The sequence below is a fragment of the Mycobacteroides sp. LB1 genome (assembly GCF_013449725.1).
Lineage (GTDB): Bacteria > Actinomycetota > Actinomycetes > Mycobacteriales > Mycobacteriaceae > Mycobacterium.
The window spans coordinates 528,558-543,584 of record NZ_JACCFF010000002.1; the positions used below are offsets into that span (position 1 = coordinate 528,558).

19 protein-coding genes are annotated in these 15,027 nt (G+C 63.0%); 9 read left to right on the forward strand and 10 right to left on the reverse strand.

Features of this window, described 5'->3' with window-relative positions:
• The first annotated feature begins 12 nt into the window (after positions 1–12).
• A complete protein-coding gene (locus MLB1_RS13335; protein ID WP_180750267.1) occupies positions 13–780 on the forward strand; it encodes a polysaccharide deacetylase family protein in 768 nt (255 codons plus the stop codon).
• Here the strand turns inward: MLB1_RS13335 and MLB1_RS13340 are convergent.
• On the reverse strand, positions 777–1,631 hold the full coding sequence (locus tag MLB1_RS13340; RefSeq protein WP_180750268.1) for a phytanoyl-CoA dioxygenase family protein: 855 nt from the start codon (positions 1,629–1,631) through the stop codon (positions 777–779). The genes MLB1_RS13335 and MLB1_RS13340 overlap by 4 nt on opposite strands.
• A 46-nt stretch (positions 1,632–1,677) precedes the next feature.
• On the opposite strand from MLB1_RS13340, the gene MLB1_RS13345 reads away from it, so the two are divergent.
• The 4 genes from MLB1_RS13345 (at position 1,678) to MLB1_RS13360 (ending at position 4,643) form a co-directional block, all read left to right on the forward strand.
• Positions 1,678–2,256 (forward strand): TetR/AcrR family transcriptional regulator, encoded by a 579-nt coding sequence (locus MLB1_RS13345; RefSeq protein ID WP_180750269.1) that lies wholly within the window; start codon positions 1,678–1,680, stop codon positions 2,254–2,256.
• 46 nt (positions 2,257–2,302) lie between these two features.
• Positions 2,303–2,737, forward strand: a complete 435-nt coding sequence (locus MLB1_RS13350) for a hypothetical protein (protein WP_180750270.1) — start codon at positions 2,303–2,305, stop codon at positions 2,735–2,737.
• 170 nt (positions 2,738–2,907) lie between these two features.
• A complete protein-coding gene (locus MLB1_RS13355; RefSeq protein WP_180750271.1) occupies positions 2,908–4,110 on the forward strand; it encodes an oxygenase MpaB family protein in 1,203 nt (400 codons plus the stop codon).
• Complete coding sequence (locus tag MLB1_RS13360) at positions 4,107–4,643, forward strand: TetR/AcrR family transcriptional regulator (protein ID WP_180750272.1); 537 nt, start codon at positions 4,107–4,109, stop codon at positions 4,641–4,643. Before MLB1_RS13355 ends, MLB1_RS13360 begins: the two co-directional genes overlap by 4 nt.
• On the opposite strand, the gene MLB1_RS13365 is transcribed toward MLB1_RS13360, so the two are convergent.
• Together MLB1_RS13365 and MLB1_RS13370 are read right to left on the reverse strand one after the other, a co-directional pair.
• On the reverse strand, positions 4,626–5,414 hold the full coding sequence (locus MLB1_RS13365; RefSeq protein ID WP_180750273.1) for an MBL fold metallo-hydrolase: 789 nt from the start codon (positions 5,412–5,414) through the stop codon (positions 4,626–4,628). The two genes, MLB1_RS13360 and MLB1_RS13365, sit on opposite strands and share 18 nt — an antisense overlap.
• Positions 5,415–5,446: 32 nt before the next feature.
• Entirely contained in the window at positions 5,447–6,691 is a 1,245-nt protein-coding gene (locus MLB1_RS13370) for an oxygenase MpaB family protein (RefSeq protein WP_180750274.1), read from the reverse strand.
• Positions 6,692–6,804: 113 nt separating this feature from the next.
• Here MLB1_RS13370 and MLB1_RS13375 point away from each other — a divergent pair, with 113 nt between their 5' ends.
• Both MLB1_RS13375 and MLB1_RS13380 read left to right on the forward strand, forming a co-directional pair.
• Positions 6,805–7,410 carry a TetR/AcrR family transcriptional regulator gene (locus MLB1_RS13375; protein WP_180750275.1) on the forward strand — a complete coding sequence of 202 codons (606 nt, stop codon included), beginning with the start codon at positions 6,805–6,807 and terminating at the stop codon, positions 7,408–7,410.
• Positions 7,411–7,454: 44 nt separating this feature from the next.
• Positions 7,455–7,886: a PPOX class F420-dependent oxidoreductase gene (locus MLB1_RS13380; protein ID WP_180750276.1), complete on the forward strand. Its 432-nt coding sequence runs from the start codon at positions 7,455–7,457 to the stop codon at positions 7,884–7,886.
• A 3-nt stretch (positions 7,887–7,889) separates the two neighbouring features.
• Here the strand turns inward: MLB1_RS13380 and MLB1_RS13385 are convergent, their stop codons facing one another.
• Positions 7,890–8,333, reverse strand: coding sequence for a nuclear transport factor 2 family protein (locus tag MLB1_RS13385; protein WP_255485849.1), 444 nt, complete (start codon positions 8,331–8,333; stop codon positions 7,890–7,892).
• Positions 8,334–8,427: 94 nt separating this feature from the next.
• Here MLB1_RS13385 and MLB1_RS13390 point away from each other — a divergent pair, with 94 nt between their 5' ends.
• Positions 8,428–8,763 (forward strand): YnfA family protein, encoded by a 336-nt coding sequence (locus MLB1_RS13390; RefSeq protein ID WP_180750278.1) that lies wholly within the window; start codon positions 8,428–8,430, stop codon positions 8,761–8,763.
• Positions 8,760–10,019: an amino acid permease gene (locus tag MLB1_RS13395; protein WP_180750279.1), complete on the forward strand. Its 1,260-nt coding sequence runs from the start codon at positions 8,760–8,762 to the stop codon at positions 10,017–10,019. Before MLB1_RS13390 ends, MLB1_RS13395 begins: the two co-directional genes overlap by 4 nt.
• Here MLB1_RS13395 and MLB1_RS13400 read toward each other — a convergent pair.
• Genes MLB1_RS13400 through MLB1_RS13425 form a run of 6 tightly spaced genes read right to left on the reverse strand, consistent with a single transcriptional unit; the run spans position 9,994 to position 14,940 of the window.
• Positions 9,994–10,992 (reverse strand): cation diffusion facilitator family transporter, encoded by a 999-nt coding sequence (locus tag MLB1_RS13400; protein WP_180750280.1) that lies wholly within the window; start codon positions 10,990–10,992, stop codon positions 9,994–9,996. The two genes, MLB1_RS13395 and MLB1_RS13400, sit on opposite strands and share 26 nt — an antisense overlap.
• Positions 10,989–11,381: a metalloregulator ArsR/SmtB family transcription factor gene (locus MLB1_RS13405; RefSeq protein ID WP_180750281.1), complete on the reverse strand. Its 393-nt coding sequence runs from the start codon at positions 11,379–11,381 to the stop codon at positions 10,989–10,991. Before MLB1_RS13405 ends, MLB1_RS13400 begins: the two co-directional genes overlap by 4 nt.
• Positions 11,382–11,441: 60 nt before the next feature.
• A complete protein-coding gene (locus tag MLB1_RS13410) occupies positions 11,442–12,110 on the reverse strand; it encodes a cation transporter (RefSeq protein WP_180750282.1) in 669 nt (222 codons plus the stop codon).
• The gene (locus MLB1_RS13415; RefSeq protein WP_180750283.1) at positions 12,110–12,433 is read right to left on the reverse strand and encodes a winged helix-turn-helix domain-containing protein; all 324 of its coding nucleotides are present in this window, start codon (positions 12,431–12,433) and stop codon (positions 12,110–12,112) included. The genes MLB1_RS13410 and MLB1_RS13415 overlap by 1 nt, the downstream gene beginning before the upstream one ends.
• A gap of 44 nt (positions 12,434–12,477) precedes the next feature.
• Entirely contained in the window at positions 12,478–14,280 is a 1,803-nt protein-coding gene (locus MLB1_RS13420; protein ID WP_180750284.1) for an amidohydrolase family protein, read from the reverse strand.
• A gap of 30 nt (positions 14,281–14,310) precedes the next feature.
• Positions 14,311–14,940 (reverse strand): TetR/AcrR family transcriptional regulator, encoded by a 630-nt coding sequence (locus tag MLB1_RS13425; protein WP_180750285.1) that lies wholly within the window; start codon positions 14,938–14,940, stop codon positions 14,311–14,313.
• Between the last annotated feature and the right edge of the window lie 87 nt (positions 14,941–15,027).

Below are 15,027 nucleotides of genomic sequence, written 5' to 3' on the forward strand. Positions count from 1 at the left end.
TACCCTGTCGATGTGTTCGACCGCCGTCGGTTTCTGACACTGTTGGCAGGCGCTGCCGCAGTAGGTACATCTGTCCTCGAATCCGCTGCTGCGGCCGCCGACCCCGGCACTTCAGCCGGGGCGACGGGTCCGGCTGGGCTGGCGCGGGTGCCGTTGCCTGGCGGCGGCGCCTTGACCGCGCTGCCTGCCCGCACCGACGGCCAGCGGTTGCTTGCATTAACCCTCGACGACGGCACCGATGCCGACGTGATCGCCGCCTACACCCGGCTGGCGCGTGATACGGGAATTCGCTTGACCTACTTCGTCAATGGCGTGAACGCCGGCTGGACCCAACATGCTCGGCTGCTTCGTCCACTGGTCGACAGTGGCCAGATCCAGTTGGGCAATCACACGTGGTCTCATCCGAATCTGACGACACTGACCGCCGAGCAGATCGCTGACCAACTGACCCGCAATACCAAGTTCTTGACCAACACCTACGGGGTCAATCCAGCGCCGTTCTTCCGGCCGCCATACGGAAAGCACAACGCGGCAACAGATTCGGTTGCGCAGAGCCTGGGCTATGGACCACCGGTGCTCTGGTATGGATCACTATCGGACTCATCGGTCGTGACCCCGCAGTACATCGTGGATATGGCCCGCAAGTACTTCAATCCGCAGGCAATCGTCATCGGCCACCTCAACCACCCTCCGGTGACCACCGTCTATCACCAGCTGCTCGACGTCATCGGAGAACGGCAATTGCGCACGGTGACACTCAACGACGTCTATCAGCACTAGAGAGGCTGCGCGCCCGGATCGAGCAGTCGTTTGGGGTGCATACCGTCGACCTGTCCGATGAACGGGGGATGGATGCTGTACCCGAGCATGCGTCGAATGTCCTCTGATACCGCGCGGACGGTATCGCGAGTCATGGATAACGTGAACGCCTCCTGCGGGCGCAACCACGGCTCACAGTACTGAGCCGTCAGCGCCAGACGCGCGGCATCGGATCGATTCGCTCCGCCGCCATGCCATAGCGTGCCAGGGAAGAACACACAGGACCCGGCCGTCATCACCACGGGTTTGCGCCCGGCCTCGTCGGGCCTACGATCCCCCCAAAGATGGCTACCCGCAACGATATCGGTGGCACCGTTATCGGCGGTGAAGTCGTCGATCGCCCAGATTGTCGCCGCGCCCAAGGCTGCGCGGGGCCGCGGGATCGGATAGAAGCCGTCATCGGTGTGCAACATCTGTGCCTGCTCGCCGGGCCGAATATTGATCACCTGCAGCATCGACAACAGATAGTTGGGCAAGAACAGTCGATCCAACAGGGCCAGCACCCGGGGATGATCCGCGATCCGATCGCAAGCGCGCGTCTTGTTCAGCACGCTGTACACCCGCTGCGTGGTGTGTCCCTCAAATTGGTTTCGGCCAGGTAGATCCAGCAGCGGCACAACGGCTTCCCGAACCTCACCAAGTTCTTCTGCGGTAAGCAGATCGCGCAGTATCACGTACCCATCGCGCTGCAGCACCGCCAAATCCACTTCCACGACGGCCGGATCAACGGACTCGCCGCCGCTTGCGGTCCGTCGGTACGTTCCGGCCAGATCACCATTCAGATCCATCAACGACGTCACTTCTGTGCTCATCGCGACTCCTCCAACATAAGATAATTATGTTTTGTACGATCACATCGTGGCACGCACCTCCGCCGGACGTCAACAACTCATCGACGCAGCCCGCGACGAACTCGTCCGCGGGAGCGGTCTAATGGACCTGAGCGGCTTGACCCGCCGAGCGGGCCTGAGCACTGGTGCGCTCTACCATCACTTCGGGTCCAAAGGCGGATTGCTCGCAGTCATTTACGACGAGTTCTACGAGGGCCTCGTCCATGCAATCTCCGACGAACATCTGCACATGGACACCGATTGGCACGTCCACGAACAGGAACGCACTCGCCGATTCGTCGACTATCACGTCGCAGACCCGCTGGCCCCCGTCCTGCTCAATCGGGCCGCCCTCGACCCACAGCTCGCGGAGCTGGAGGCCGCCTATCTTCAGCGCATCAGCCACAACGCCGCCAAGAACATCCGCCGCGGCCAGAATGTGGGTCAGTTACCCGCTGACATCGACGCCGATAGCGCTGGCGCCTTCATCATCGGCGGCATCCGACACGGTATCGCCCAGCAGCTACGCATCACCCCACTCCCCGACCCAACCGAGATCACCGAACGACTTTGGCGCCTCATCGGTGCGGCGCTGGGCGCGACGTAACTCCGAACTCCGGCCAGATCGACGGCACATGAGCGATAATCCGAGCATGCGTTCGTTACCTATCGGCGGTGCCGCCGCCCTCGCCCTGGCCGTTTTCGGCGCCGGGCTCGCCACTTGTCCGATAGCGATGGCAGCACCGTCGGGTGAGGTAGCGCTCTGTTTTGATGGCGATGTGCGCGTCAGCGCCTGGCAGGCGAGCCAGGCCGATGAGCGACGCGAGCTGATTCCCGGCACGATCAACATGAACGCCACCGACGGGCTGGCCGGACCCAAACAGGCCTACTTCCACTGGCGAAACCTGACCACCGGCGCCGTCGGTGAGGCGCACGGCGACGGTAGCGGCACGGCGGGAGCGTCGACGTTCTACGTCGTCACCGGCCCCGGCCAGGTTGAGATCGCCACTGACTACGGCGGCCGGTCCGGCTCGTTCTGGAGTGACGAGAACCTCGCCCACTGCACCGGAACGGTCACCGTCGCCTAGCTCTTGCTAGCCGCTCAAACACCTTTCCGGCACCACGGCCTTCTTGGAGCTAGCTCGCCTTGAGCTAAGACTAGTTGACACCATGGGCTCAAGTGTCTACATTTCCGAGTAGACACTGAGCTTCATGGTGTCTACTCGGAATCCCGGAAATGCACCAGAAGGAACCAACCATGAGTGTGGTCCGCATCCCGAATGACCCGGCGCGCGCATTGCGAATAGCCGAGGCGCGCAGCCATTTTCCGGACGACTCCGTGAACGCCTTTGTGGAGGGCATGTTCCAGACCGATTCCCTGGTCGACTCGGTCGCCGAGGAACTAGCCGGGTCCGGCCACGCAGGATGGCAGGCAGTAGACACGGCACTGACTCTCGGGCGGCCCACGGTCGATGGCGCCCCTCCCGGCCTGGAAGCGTTGCTCGCACCGGTAATGACGCCACCGGTATGGTTCGACCCCGAGCAGGTGAGGTGGGGCGCGGCACTGTGGTGGCGATTCTGGATTTCCAATCAGATTGGCCTCGCGGGCAGCCTGCGTACCGGCTACAAGTTCGGCGATCTCAACAAGCCGCAAGCCATGAACGGCAGATCCACCGTGATGGCCGCGAAGCGTTACGAGGAAACGGCGCGATGGGTCCTGGACGCGACCGAACCAGGCGCTCTCATTCCCGGCGGTGCAGGGTTCTCGTCGACGATGAAGATCCGGCTGGTTCACGCGATGGTGCGGCGTCGGCTACGCCGCGATCCCCAATGGAACACCACGGCCTGGGGCGAACCGATACATACGTCGGGGATGGCGCTGACCGGTATCGCATTTCTGATTCTTCCGCTTGCCGCGGCGGAGACGGTCGGCATCGACTACACCGATGATGAAAAGGAAGCGATACGCGGGCTCTGGCATTGGGTCTGCTATCTCATGGGTGTGGCCGAACCGCTCCTTCCACACACCATTGATCACGCTCGATCGGTCGCAGAGATCGCCAATGTGGTGTTCGCGCCGCCAGATGACGACACACGCATGCTCGATAATGCCGTCATGCGCAACGGAATACGGGCTGAACGCGCACTACCATCGTTTCTTCGACCGCTAACGGCGCCGGTGTTGCGGCCGATCTTCTCGTACGGCATCTGGGGTGTGTCGAATGCGATCGTGGCGCAGATCGACCAATACGCCGACGACCTCCAGCGGGTCAATCACCCCGTGGTGCGGGCGCTACGACCGGTGGTCGCTCGCCGTGAAAGATCCCGTCGTAATGGACGATTGGGAACGGATTTCGAGATCGCCGCACGCCAGCGCAAAGGCACGATTAGGGCACTCGGGTTGATCGACGCGGCTCCGCGGGCCCTGCAGCCGCACCAGGCAATGGAGGCGATCAGATGACACCGCAGGCGCGCGAGCAGATTGTCGATGCCGCCGCCAAACTGTTTGCCGAACAAGGTATTTCTGGTACCTCCATGGCCCAGATCGCTAAATTCGCAGGAATATCGCGGGCGTGGCTGTACCGCAATTTTGACGGCCGCGACCCGATAGTGCAGGCGGCATTGGCACGGTATTCAGGTCAGGCCGCCGCCATGCTGACCGATACCGATCGCCGCGACCGACCCGTGGAGCAAGCGGTTATCGCCGTCTTCTGCCATCTCGTCACGCACGGACGACGTCAGCGCCACATCCCGGAGGCGTTGGCGGCCGACCCCGCCAGCGTGATCGGCCCAGCGGTGGTGGAGCTTCAGCGATACCTAGTCGAACAACGCGCGGTGCTACCCGAGACACAGGGACGAATCGCCGCAGAGGCCATCGCTCGACTGATTCTGTCGACGATCACCACCACCAGCATCACCATCGACTTCGACGATCCCAAGGCCGTCGCCGCATTCGCCAATCAAATACTGCCGCAGTTACTTACAGCTAGTTAGGGCAAGCCGCGCGAATGCCGCGCTGTCGTGGCTGCAGAAGACGGTGACGTCCTCGGCGTGATCGGCAACGAGATCGGTCAGCCTTCGCATGTTCCGCAGTTGCGCACGCGGGTGACTCGGATGGGCGGTGATCATGTGCATTGCCCTGCTCGCGGTGGTCAGCGGGCCGGTGCCGATCGCATGTGGCTCGGTATAGGCGTCACCGGCGTGCAGCAGCCAGCCGTCTCCGGTGTCGACGGCGATGCCGACATGGCCACGGCTGTGGCCGTACAGCGGCACCACCAAGATCTCCGACGGCAGCCCATCCAGGTCGCGAACGGCGTCGAAACCGAACCATGGTTCACCGCCATCGAGGTCGTTGACCCGCCAATTGACTCCGTGTCCACACAATTGCTCAGTGCGGTAACGGATTCGATCGACGGTGGTCGGCTGCCTGCTGGCGCGATGCTCGGGGCCGTGCACGTGCACGGTCGCCCACGGAAAATCTGCAAGGCCACCGGTGTGGTCGTAGTCCAAATGAGTCAACAGAATGTGCCGCACATCGACCGGGTCGTATCCGAGCGCCTCGATCTGCCGCACCGCCGTCTCACCCTCGCGCAAGATCGGCCCGACAATGCGTCGCGTCCAACCGAGTATTCGGGGATTCCGGACACAGGTAACACCGAACCCCGTATCCACCAGCACCAGACCGGAGCTGGGCGTCTCGACCAACAGACAATGGTCCACGAATCCGAATGCCATTGTGCCGCAATTGAGGTGGTGTACCTTCATCAGGCCGTCCTCACGTATCGCCGGCGCGCGTGTTACGACCGAGCGTACTCCAATATCGACTTGGGTCGGGTGCGTTCGATTGCGGCGTCCAGGATCTGATTTTGCCGACGTTCGAACCGCGCCCGCGCGGCGGGGCTAAGCCTTCTGACACCCGCGGAGGCGAGGTTGTACACCGTGAAAAACGGAACCACCAATAACAGCGGGCTGGGCGCGGGAAGGTCGAACTTCTTGCGCTGACGTCCATACGCAATACCGGCAATCTCGGCGTGAAATCGGCGGAAGGCCCATCGCAAGGTGCCAACCAGCGGTCCCGATCTCGGCAATCCATAGACCTCCGGCACGGCGTCCAGGGTCGCGTGCGTCAAATGGCCGGTGTGGTGGTCGCTGCCACCGTCAGTCAGCAGGATCAGGTAGGCCAACCGAGCCAGCTCGGTGAGCGAATCCATCTGCAGCTCCGGCCGCACCCCCATGAGATGACTTTGATACCGCCACAGGTGTAGCACCGCCTTCAGGTCCGCAGGTGAACCAATAGCGCCAAATGCGACCAGACTGAGCGAGCCCGCGAGGATCGGCACCCATCCCGCCGCGGTTTGCGCTTGTCCGGCAGGACAATCCAACGCATCATCATCCCAGTCCGCTGCCCGCCGCGCCCCTTGACGGGCGTAGGCGTGGATGAGTCGGACCCGCACGGTGGCCTTGAAACCGTCGCCGAAGCGATCCATGCCGCCGGGACGTCCGCACGAGAACATCCACGATGCCGCATCGACAAGCCTGGCTGCGGAGGCATTATCGACGCCACCCGCACGTGCCAAGAGCTCGTTTCCGCCCCGTTCGTTGAGAAAGCTGGCCGGCAACGTCACCGCGAGCGACCCAACGAACGACAGACGGACGGGAGTTTCCCGCAACGCCCGCTGGGCCCGGGCGATCTTGCGGAAGTCGACCCAATACGGGGTGCTTTCGGCCTCTCGGATGAAGGCCACCAATTCGGGCAATGGGTCCTCAACCGTCTCGATCCCGTGATCGAGCGCATCATTGAACTGCTTGCGTCCCAATCCTTTCGGAAGTGTGCTCATCGCGGCGACGAGATCATCGGCCAGCGCGTCCCCCATTTTGGTATACGTACGAAAGGTGGCCAGCTGCGCCTCGGTAGGACGGGCCCCCACCCAGTCCAGGAAGCGCATCAACTCCCTGGACGGCACTCCACTGCGATCGAACACACGCCGCTCCAATGCCGTAACACTCGCCGAGGGCTCCATCGCTGGTGCGGTCACGGTCATGTTGTCGCTCCCTTGCCCATTCAAAAAATAGACCAATTGATCTGGTTTTGAGATATATGCTGCACCCCTCAGCCCGATTACACAAGAGGGCATTCATAATTCGGAGGTATCCGGTGACCGAGCGTCGCTCCCAGCCGCAACGCCGGGAAGAGACCACCCGAAAGTTGTTGGACGCCACCATCGAATCCATCATGGAGGTCGGCTACGCGGCCACTACGGTCCGCAACGTCACCGAACGCGCCGGCGTTTCGCTCGGCGCACGGAGCCATTTCTTCCCACGCCGCATCGATATGGTGATCGCCGCTCTTGATCAGCTCTGCGACGACCGGCTCACCGCCGCACGCGACGCGCTCGCGGATATCCCCACCGATGACGCCGCACGGCTTCGGGCGCTGCTGGACATGATGTGGCAGGACTACACAGGTACAAGCTTTGTCGCCGGCATGAAGCTGTGGGTAGCGGCAGCTGACGACCCGGAACTTCACGAGCACCTCGTCACCAGCACCCGGAAACTCAGCGAGGCATTGCTCAGTCTCTATATGGAGGCTGTTGGCACGGACCTGCTCCGCATCCCCGATATCGGCGAACGGCTGAGCATGGTCAACGATCTGCTCACCGGACACGCCTTCCGCCGAGCCTTTGAACCGCTCGACCAGCCTTCCCCCTCAATCGATTGGCCGAGCCTGCGTGGACAGTTGGAACATCTGATCCTCGGCTGACCGCGCCGAGGAATAGCCGGCGCAGGTCCGCCGTTCGTTTCGGCATGGCGACCAAACAGTTCGATCCGCATGCGCTTCTTGCCGATAGTCGTATCGGCGTCCTCGCGACCATCAAATCGAACGGAATACCGCAGCTCTCCCCCGTCACCCCGTTCTACGACCGCGACAACGGCGTCATCTACGTCTCGATGACGGATGGCCGTGCCAAGACCGTGAACCTTCGCCGCGATCCTCGCGCCGCATTAGAGGTCACCAGCTCGAACGGATGGGCCTGGGCTACCGCCGAGGGAGACGTCTCCCTGACCGGACCCGGCACCGATCCGCACGGACCAGAGATCGAGGCTCTCGTCGACTACTACCGCGGTGCGGCCGGTGAGCATCCCGACTGGGAGGAGTACCGATCGGTCATGGTGTCGGACCGACGCGTCCTCATGGCGTTGAAGGTCGAACGCGTGTACGGCGAGAAACTGCGCTGAGCCTCAGACCTGACCCGTCGCGTCGTAGACCCAGCTCATATCGGCGCGCGCGAAGTCTGTCATCCAGGACGCCGGCGCGAAGTTCGTCAACGCGCCCATATCCCAGTAGTCCTTCCACAGCGTGATCTTCCCGTCGACCACCCGGTGCACGGTGGTGAAGGGGAGCACCGCCCGCTCACCGGTCGACCAGGTCCAGGTCTCGGAATGCTCGTACATGACGTCTTGCCCGTCGGCCAGGAGGAGCCCGTCATGATTCTCGTAACCCTTCAGCGGCCCCAAACCGATCTTGAGTCGCTTGACGATGTCCTCCGGTCCGCGCGCTGCGGCAGCGGGACCAACCGGTACATCGAGATAGATGCAGTCTTCGTCTAGAAAAGTCTTGACCGCCTCCCAGTTCCTGTCCGAAAGCGCGAGCCACATACCGAGGACCACTGATGCTGATGACATCCCCATAACTTTCCTTCCCCCGAAGTGCAACGAGTCGAGATCCTACGATCTGCACACCCGGTGTGGGTCCGATACGGGCGATTAGGCTCGCCGCATGCACGTCGCCAAATCGATCCTTCTGTTCGCTGCGGCCGCGGTTCTGGAAATCGGTGGCGCCTGGCTCATCTGGCAAGGCGTGCGCCAACACCGCGGCTGGATCTGGGCGGGAATGGGTGTCATCGCGCTGGGTGCCTACGGATTCGTGGCGACCCTGCAGCCCGACGCTCATTTCGGCCGAATCCTGGCGGCCTACGGCGGTGTGTTCGTTGCGGGGTCACTGCTGTGGGGAATGGCACTGGACGGGTTCCGCCCGGATCGCTGGGATATCACCGGCGCACTCATCTGCCTGGTTGGGGTCGCGGTCATCATGTACATGCCCCGGGCCGCATGAGCACCGACCCACCCGACTCGCTGCGGCGGGAACTGGGCACCTTCGACGCCGTCATGATCGGGTTGGGCTCGATGATCGGCGCCGGAATCTTCGCCGCCTTAGCCCCCGCGGCCCAGTCGGCCGGTTCCGCCTTGCTCCTCGGCCTGGCGGTCGCCGCAGTGATCGCCTACTGCAATGCGACATCCTCGGCCCGACTGGCCGCGGTGTATCCGGTCTCAGGCGGAACCTATGTGTACGGCCGCGAACGTCTCGGCGAGTTCTGGGGATACCTCGCCGGATGGGGATTCGTCGTCGGGAAGACCGCATCCTGCGCGGCCATGGCATTGACGGTCGGCTTCTATGCGTGGCCGGCGCATGCACACGCCGTCGCGGTGGCGGCAGTGGTGGCACTGACCGCGATCAACTATGCGGGAGTACAGAAGTCGGCATGGGTAACGCGCGTCATTGTGGCGATGGTCTTGTCGGTGCTGGCCGCAATTGTGGTGACGGCATTCGGCTCCGACGGCATCCATTTCACAACGCTCGATATCACCGACGCGTCGATCGCCGGGGTTCTGCAGGCCGCCGGTCTGCTGTTCTTTGCATTCGCCGGGTATGCCCGCATCGCGACCTTGGGCGAGGAGGTTCGCGACCCCGCACGCACCATCCCCCGTGCCATCCCAATTGCGTTGGGGATCGCGCTGTTCGTCTATGCCGTTGTCGCCGTGGCAGTGTTGACGACGCTGGGACCGCTGCGGTTGGCGACATCCGCGGCTCCCCTACTCGATACCGTCACTGCGGCAGGCGTGCAATGGATGGAGCCGGTCGTGCGGATCGGTGCCGTCGTGGCGGCCGTGGGCTCGCTGCTGGCTCTCATCCTGGGAGTGTCACGCACCACCTTCGCGATGGCACGTGATCGCCATCTGCCTCATGTGCTGGCGACGGTACATCCCAAATACGGAGTGCCGTACCGTGCCGAACTTGTTGTAGGTCTTGTGGTTTCGATTCTGGCGGCTACTGCCGATCTGCGCGGAGCGATCGGATTCTCGTCCTTCGCGGTGCTGATCTACTACGCGGTGGCCAATGCGTCGGCGTGGACGCTCTCCCCTGCCGAGGGACGACCGCCGCGCATCGTTCCAGCGCTCGGCCTCCTCGGGTGTGTGGTCGTCGCCCTGGCGCTGCCGCTGCCGTCGATAGTCTGGGGTACCGCCGTATTGGCGTTGGGCGTCGTCGCCTACGCCCTCCGTCGCATCAGTGACCCGGATAGGCGTGGATGAGGGCGGTGTCGAGCTTCGGAACCGCATGGGTCAGTTCGTGTTCGGCGCCATGGGCGATGCGGTGCGCCTCGGCAAGGCTGATATCCGGGTCGATATCGAGCTCGGCATCCGCATGTAGACGATGTCCAATCCACCGCAACCGCACGCTCCGCACGGTCCTCACCCCGGGCTGAGCCGCCAGCGCCGCTTCGGCAGCCTCCACCAACACCGGATCTACACCGTCCATCAACCGCCGGAACACATCTCGCACTGCCGTACGCAGTACTACGAGAATCGCAGCGGTAATCACCAGCCCAATAATCGGGTCTGCCAACGGATAACCGAGCGCCACGCCGCCTGCGCCCAGTACCACCGCCAGTGAGGTGAATCCATCCGTACGAGCGTGCATACCATCGGCAACAAGTGCGGCCGAGCCGATCCGGCGGCCCACCCGGATCCGGTAGATGGCGACAAGTTCGTTCCCGATGAAGCCGACAACACCCGCCGCCGCCACCCAGCCCAGTTGGCCGATCTGCACCGGATGGATGAGACGCATTACCGCCTCATAGCCGGCCACCGCGGCCGACAGCGCGATCATCGATACGACAAACAGGCCCGCCAAATCCTCGGCACGCCCAAGTCCATAGGTGTAGCGCTTGGTCGCCGCGCGCGTTCCCAGCGCGAAGGCTATCCAGAGGGGAACCGCGGTGAGCGCATCGGAGAAGTTGTGGATGGTATCGGCCGCGAGCGCCACAGAGCCGGATACCACCACGATGACCACCTGAAACGCGGCCGTCAACAACAGTGCCACCAGGCTGATCTTGACGGCTCGAATCCCGGCCGCGCTGGAGCTCAACGCGTCGTCGATACTGTCGGAGGCGTCATGGCTGTGCGGGGAGACGATCTCCGCGAGCATTCCCCTCAGACCGACGGCATGATGGTGCTCATGGTCATGGTGATCATGATGCGCAGGCGCATTGCGGGTATGACTCATTGTTTGCCAACTTGTCTCGCGGCGCCAATGGTCCGCAGCGGCACGTCAGAGCGGTGATGCGGCGGGACTCCCTGACCTGCATGCTCGGCGTTGTAGACCGCGTCCGTCACCAGCTGCTCGACATGTTCGTTCTCGAGGCTGTAGTAGACGGTGGTGCCATCGCGACGGGTCCGGACCAGCCTGGCCATCCGCAACTTGGCCAAGTGCTGCGATACAGACGGCGCCGGCTTGCCGACGCTATCGGCCAGCTCATTGACCGACAGCTCACCGCCGGTAAGTGCCCATAACACCCGGACCCGGGTGGTATCGGCCAGCATTCGGAACACCTCAACGACCAACCCGACCTGTTCGTCGCCCAGCGCCGACCTATCAGCATTCAAACGCCCCATCGCGGACGCTCCTTATCGCATATCTGCATTGATACGCAGATAATAGACCATAGGTGAGGGTTAATGCTCGCAGCAGCCGCATTCCTCGCCGTCGGCCTTCGCCGATTCCGCAGTAAGGGTTGGTGCACAGCATGATTCGCCCTTCCAGGCGTTCATGCCTTCACGGACCGCGATGGCCGCAATGACCAGGGCCGCGATTGGGTCGGCCCATGACCACCCGAACAGGGTGTTGACGAGCAGCCCCACCAGCAGCACCGCGGAGAGATAGGTACACAGCAGCGTCTGCTTGGAATCCGCCACCGCCGAGAGTGACCCCAGCTCGCGGCCGGCCCGGCGCTGCGCCCACGACAGCACCGGCATGACCGCCAGGCTGACCGCGGCCAGCACGATCCCGATCGTCGAATGCCGGGCCTCACCGAATCCGGTCAGCGACCGGATCGACTCCACCGTCACATAGGCGGCAAGCGCAAAGAACGAGAACGCGATCACCCGAAGCGCGGCCTTCTCGCGCGTTTCCGGATTCTTGGCATTGAACTGCCATGCCACGGCCGCGGCCGAGGACACCTCGATGACCGAATCCAAGCCGAAACCGATCAGGGCCGTCGAGGACACCCGAGACCCCTCGGTGAGGGCGACGACCGCTTCTATGACGTTGTAGGTGATGGTCGCCGCGACGAAAAGTCGAATCCGCCCCCCGAGCACGTCTCGACGCTGCGTAGTCAGCACCATCAGCAGCAATCCTCGTCAGCCGGGCAGCAGGACGGATCCACCGCAAGCACCAGGTCAACAAGGTCGCCGAGAGCATGAGCTATCCGCTCATCGGCCAGCTCGTAGCGGGTGCGCCGGCCCTCGGGAATGGCAACGACCAACCCGCAACCGCGAAGACAGGCAAGGTGATTCGAGGTGATCTGTCGAGATACCCCAACCTCCTCGGCAAGCTCCGAGGGATATCCGGGCCGCGATCGCAGACTTAACAGAATCGCGGTACGCGTCGGATCCGACAACGCGCACCCGAACCTCGTCAAGGCATCGCGATGAACCAACGTCTCCATGAATCCAGATAGTACATCCAAACCTGTATTCAGATCCAGCTGTACTAACCGGCGATGCCGACCTCGCCATGGCTGATGGCCGTCGCCTTCTCCCCCGCCCGCAGGAAACTTCCGGTCCGTCGCGTGCCCAGCACGCCGGTAGGTTGTCCGTCGACAACGACCATCCGGCCACCGATCAGCACCGCGCTGACGGTTGCGTCGTTGCGATTGACCATCCGCGACAGGCCCCCGTACGCATCGACGGACTGCTCGGCGTACTCGGTGAGCGTTCCGTCGAGCTTCTCCGGATCGACCACGAAAAGGTCTGCGCGGTCACCGATCCGGAGGTGGCCGGCATCGATCTGGTACCAATCCGCGAGCTCACCGGTCAGCCGGTGCACGGCCTGTTCGATGGTCATGAACGGCTGCCCGGCCAGCTGCGCCTCACGCACGTGACGTAACAGCCGAAGCCCGAAGTTGTAGAAGGCCATATTCCGCAGATGGGCGCCGGCGTCGGAAAAGCCGATCTGAATACCGGGATCCCGCGCCAGCTGTTTGAGCACCTCGGGGCGATGGTTCGAAATCGTGGTCCGCCAGCGAATGGCCGTGCCGTGTTCGAGCACCAGATCGAGGAACGCGTCGACCGGGTGCAGGCCACCGCGATCCACGCCGACCTGTCCGAAGGACTTGCCGACCACCGACTCGTCGGGGCACGCGACGATCTCGGCATCGAAAAAGTCTCTGTGCCAAACCCTTACGCCGAACTTACTCTCGTACTCCTTCCGAAATCGGCGGCGGTACTTCTCGTCGCGCAGCAGCTCATTGCGCTCGACCTCGGTGCGCAGGTGCAGCGCCGCGGCCCCCGCACCGAACTCTTCGAATATCACCAGATCGATACCGTCGGCGTATACCTCGAACGGCACGGGCAGATGCTGCCAGCGGAAGTTGCCACCCAGCCTGTTCACCACCTTGGCGACCGGCCCCATCGCCCGGATCGCATACGGGTTGGCCTTGATATCGGCAGCCGAGAGCAGGGACGTCGACAGTCGCTTGCGCAGGATGCCCAACGACTGGACGGCCTGCGACAGCACATTTAACGGATTGTTGATATCCGGCCCGGACTGCAGTGCCCGATTCCTTTGGCGTAGCTGAGCTTTCAGCTTACGCAACTCGCGCGGCTTGGCATACGTGGAAGGCAACGTCCTGGACCGGCATACGTCGCCGTCAAGTTTGTCGAACAACAGCTGCTGAGACGACATACCGACAAATCCGGCGTCCAGCGCCTCGGTCAGCCACCGGTCCATCTGCGCCTGCTCACTGGGTGTGGGTCGTTCGGTTTTGCGGGTAGCGCGGTCCAGCCCCATCACCGCCGCACGCATATCCGAATGCCCCAGGAAGGTAGCAATATTCGGCCCGAGCGGTAGCGACTCCAAGGCGGCAATGTATTCACGCGCATTCGTCCATGTCTTATTCCGGTCGACGGCCCCGATCACGTGATCGCGCGGTATCGCCTCCACCCTGCCGAAGATGTCTCCGGCGTCGATACCGTTGACATGCACGACAGACAGCGAGCAGGAACCGAGCAACACCGTCGTCACACCATGCCGAACCGACTCAGACAGTGCCGGTGCCGCCAGCACCTCGACGTCGTAATGCGTATGGACGTCTACGAGTCCCGGGAGCACCCATTTCCCGGTGGCATTGATGATGTTAGGACAGTTCGTCTCATCAAGGTCATCGGCCGAGATCACGGTGATATGACCATCCTTGATGCCGATATTCCGGACGGCGGACGCGGCACCCGTCCCGTCGAACCATCGCCCGCTTCGTATCACCGTGTCGAACCGGGCGTCGCTATGGACAGTCATCTCAATTTCCTGCCTGTTCTCGGAATATGGCTATTTCACGGGCGCAATGCGAAGCGCCGGTAAGACATAACGGCGGAAATGTCGGCGCAACGAGGCCGGGTCATCCGGGTCAATGCAGTTTCCAGGGACACTCCCCAGGCTGATCATCACGCGGGCGATCCACTCGCTGGCTTCCTCGACTTCGGTACGGGCATGGATCTCTCCGGCGTCACGGGCCGCCTCCACATATGGCCGCCAGAACCCGGCGAGATCAGGCACCAGGCCCTGCACGCCCGCGCCCGCGCATGCCGCGAACTCCTCGGGCTCGCGCACACGCAACCGCATGAGCAGGGTGCCGGGATCGTCATATGCGCGGCGGCCGATCTTGACGCCTGCCACCAGCTGCGCCTCGAATCCCTCGATTGCCGATAACTCGGCGGCGGACTGTGCCCAGCTGATCTCGATCAGCCGGATGATCGCCGCACCCACCAGCGTCTGCTTGTCCGGAAAATGGCGATACAGCCAGGAGCGGGAAACCCCCGCTTCCTCGGCCACATCGGTCATCGTGGACGCGCGAATACCCTTGTCGGCGAGGAGTTTTTCGGTGGCATCCAGCAGTCGCGCGGTCACCGAATCGCCATCGGCCTCAGCTATCGAGCCTTCGTCGAACACCGCAGTCATGCCCTCAATGTAGACAAGACGTGGACACATTTCAAGATCTGTGTACACTCCGAATGCACAGATTTACGGAACTGTTCACAGGCGACC

Coding starts and splice junctions, on each gene's coding strand:
- MLB1_RS13370 (WP_180750274.1), bottom strand. CDS start 6,691: ATGACCGTGACCGCACCAGCGATGGAGCCCTCGGCGAGTGTTACGGCA.
- MLB1_RS13380 (WP_180750276.1), top strand. CDS start 7,455: ATGGCGACCAAACAGTTCGATCCGCATGCGCTTCTTGCCGATAGTCGT.
- MLB1_RS13425 (WP_180750285.1), bottom strand. CDS start 14,940: ATGACTGCGGTGTTCGACGAAGGCTCGATAGCTGAGGCCGATGGCGAT.
- MLB1_RS13390 (WP_180750278.1), top strand. CDS start 8,428: ATGCACGTCGCCAAATCGATCCTTCTGTTCGCTGCGGCCGCGGTTCTG.
- MLB1_RS13410 (WP_180750282.1), bottom strand. CDS start 12,110: ATGGTGCTGACTACGCAGCGTCGAGACGTGCTCGGGGGGCGGATTCGA.
- MLB1_RS13395 (WP_180750279.1), top strand. CDS start 8,760: ATGAGCACCGACCCACCCGACTCGCTGCGGCGGGAACTGGGCACCTTC.
- MLB1_RS13415 (WP_180750283.1), bottom strand. CDS start 12,433: ATGGAGACGTTGGTTCATCGCGATGCCTTGACGAGGTTCGGGTGCGCG.
- MLB1_RS13360 (WP_180750272.1), top strand. CDS start 4,107: ATGACACCGCAGGCGCGCGAGCAGATTGTCGATGCCGCCGCCAAACTG.
- MLB1_RS13355 (WP_180750271.1), top strand. CDS start 2,908: ATGAGTGTGGTCCGCATCCCGAATGACCCGGCGCGCGCATTGCGAATA.
- MLB1_RS13400 (WP_180750280.1), bottom strand. CDS start 10,992: ATGAGTCATACCCGCAATGCGCCTGCGCATCATGATCACCATGACCAT.
- MLB1_RS13405 (WP_180750281.1), bottom strand. CDS start 11,381: ATGGGGCGTTTGAATGCTGATAGGTCGGCGCTGGGCGACGAACAGGTC.
- MLB1_RS13365 (WP_180750273.1), bottom strand. CDS start 5,414: ATGAAGGTACACCACCTCAATTGCGGCACAATGGCATTCGGATTCGTG.
- MLB1_RS13350 (WP_180750270.1), top strand. CDS start 2,303: ATGCGTTCGTTACCTATCGGCGGTGCCGCCGCCCTCGCCCTGGCCGTT.
- MLB1_RS13385 (WP_255485849.1), bottom strand. CDS start 8,333: ATGTCATCAGCATCAGTGGTCCTCGGTATGTGGCTCGCGCTTTCGGAC.
- MLB1_RS13420 (WP_180750284.1), bottom strand. CDS start 14,280: ATGACTGTCCATAGCGACGCCCGGTTCGACACGGTGATACGAAGCGGG.
- MLB1_RS13340 (WP_180750268.1), bottom strand. CDS start 1,631: ATGAGCACAGAAGTGACGTCGTTGATGGATCTGAATGGTGATCTGGCC.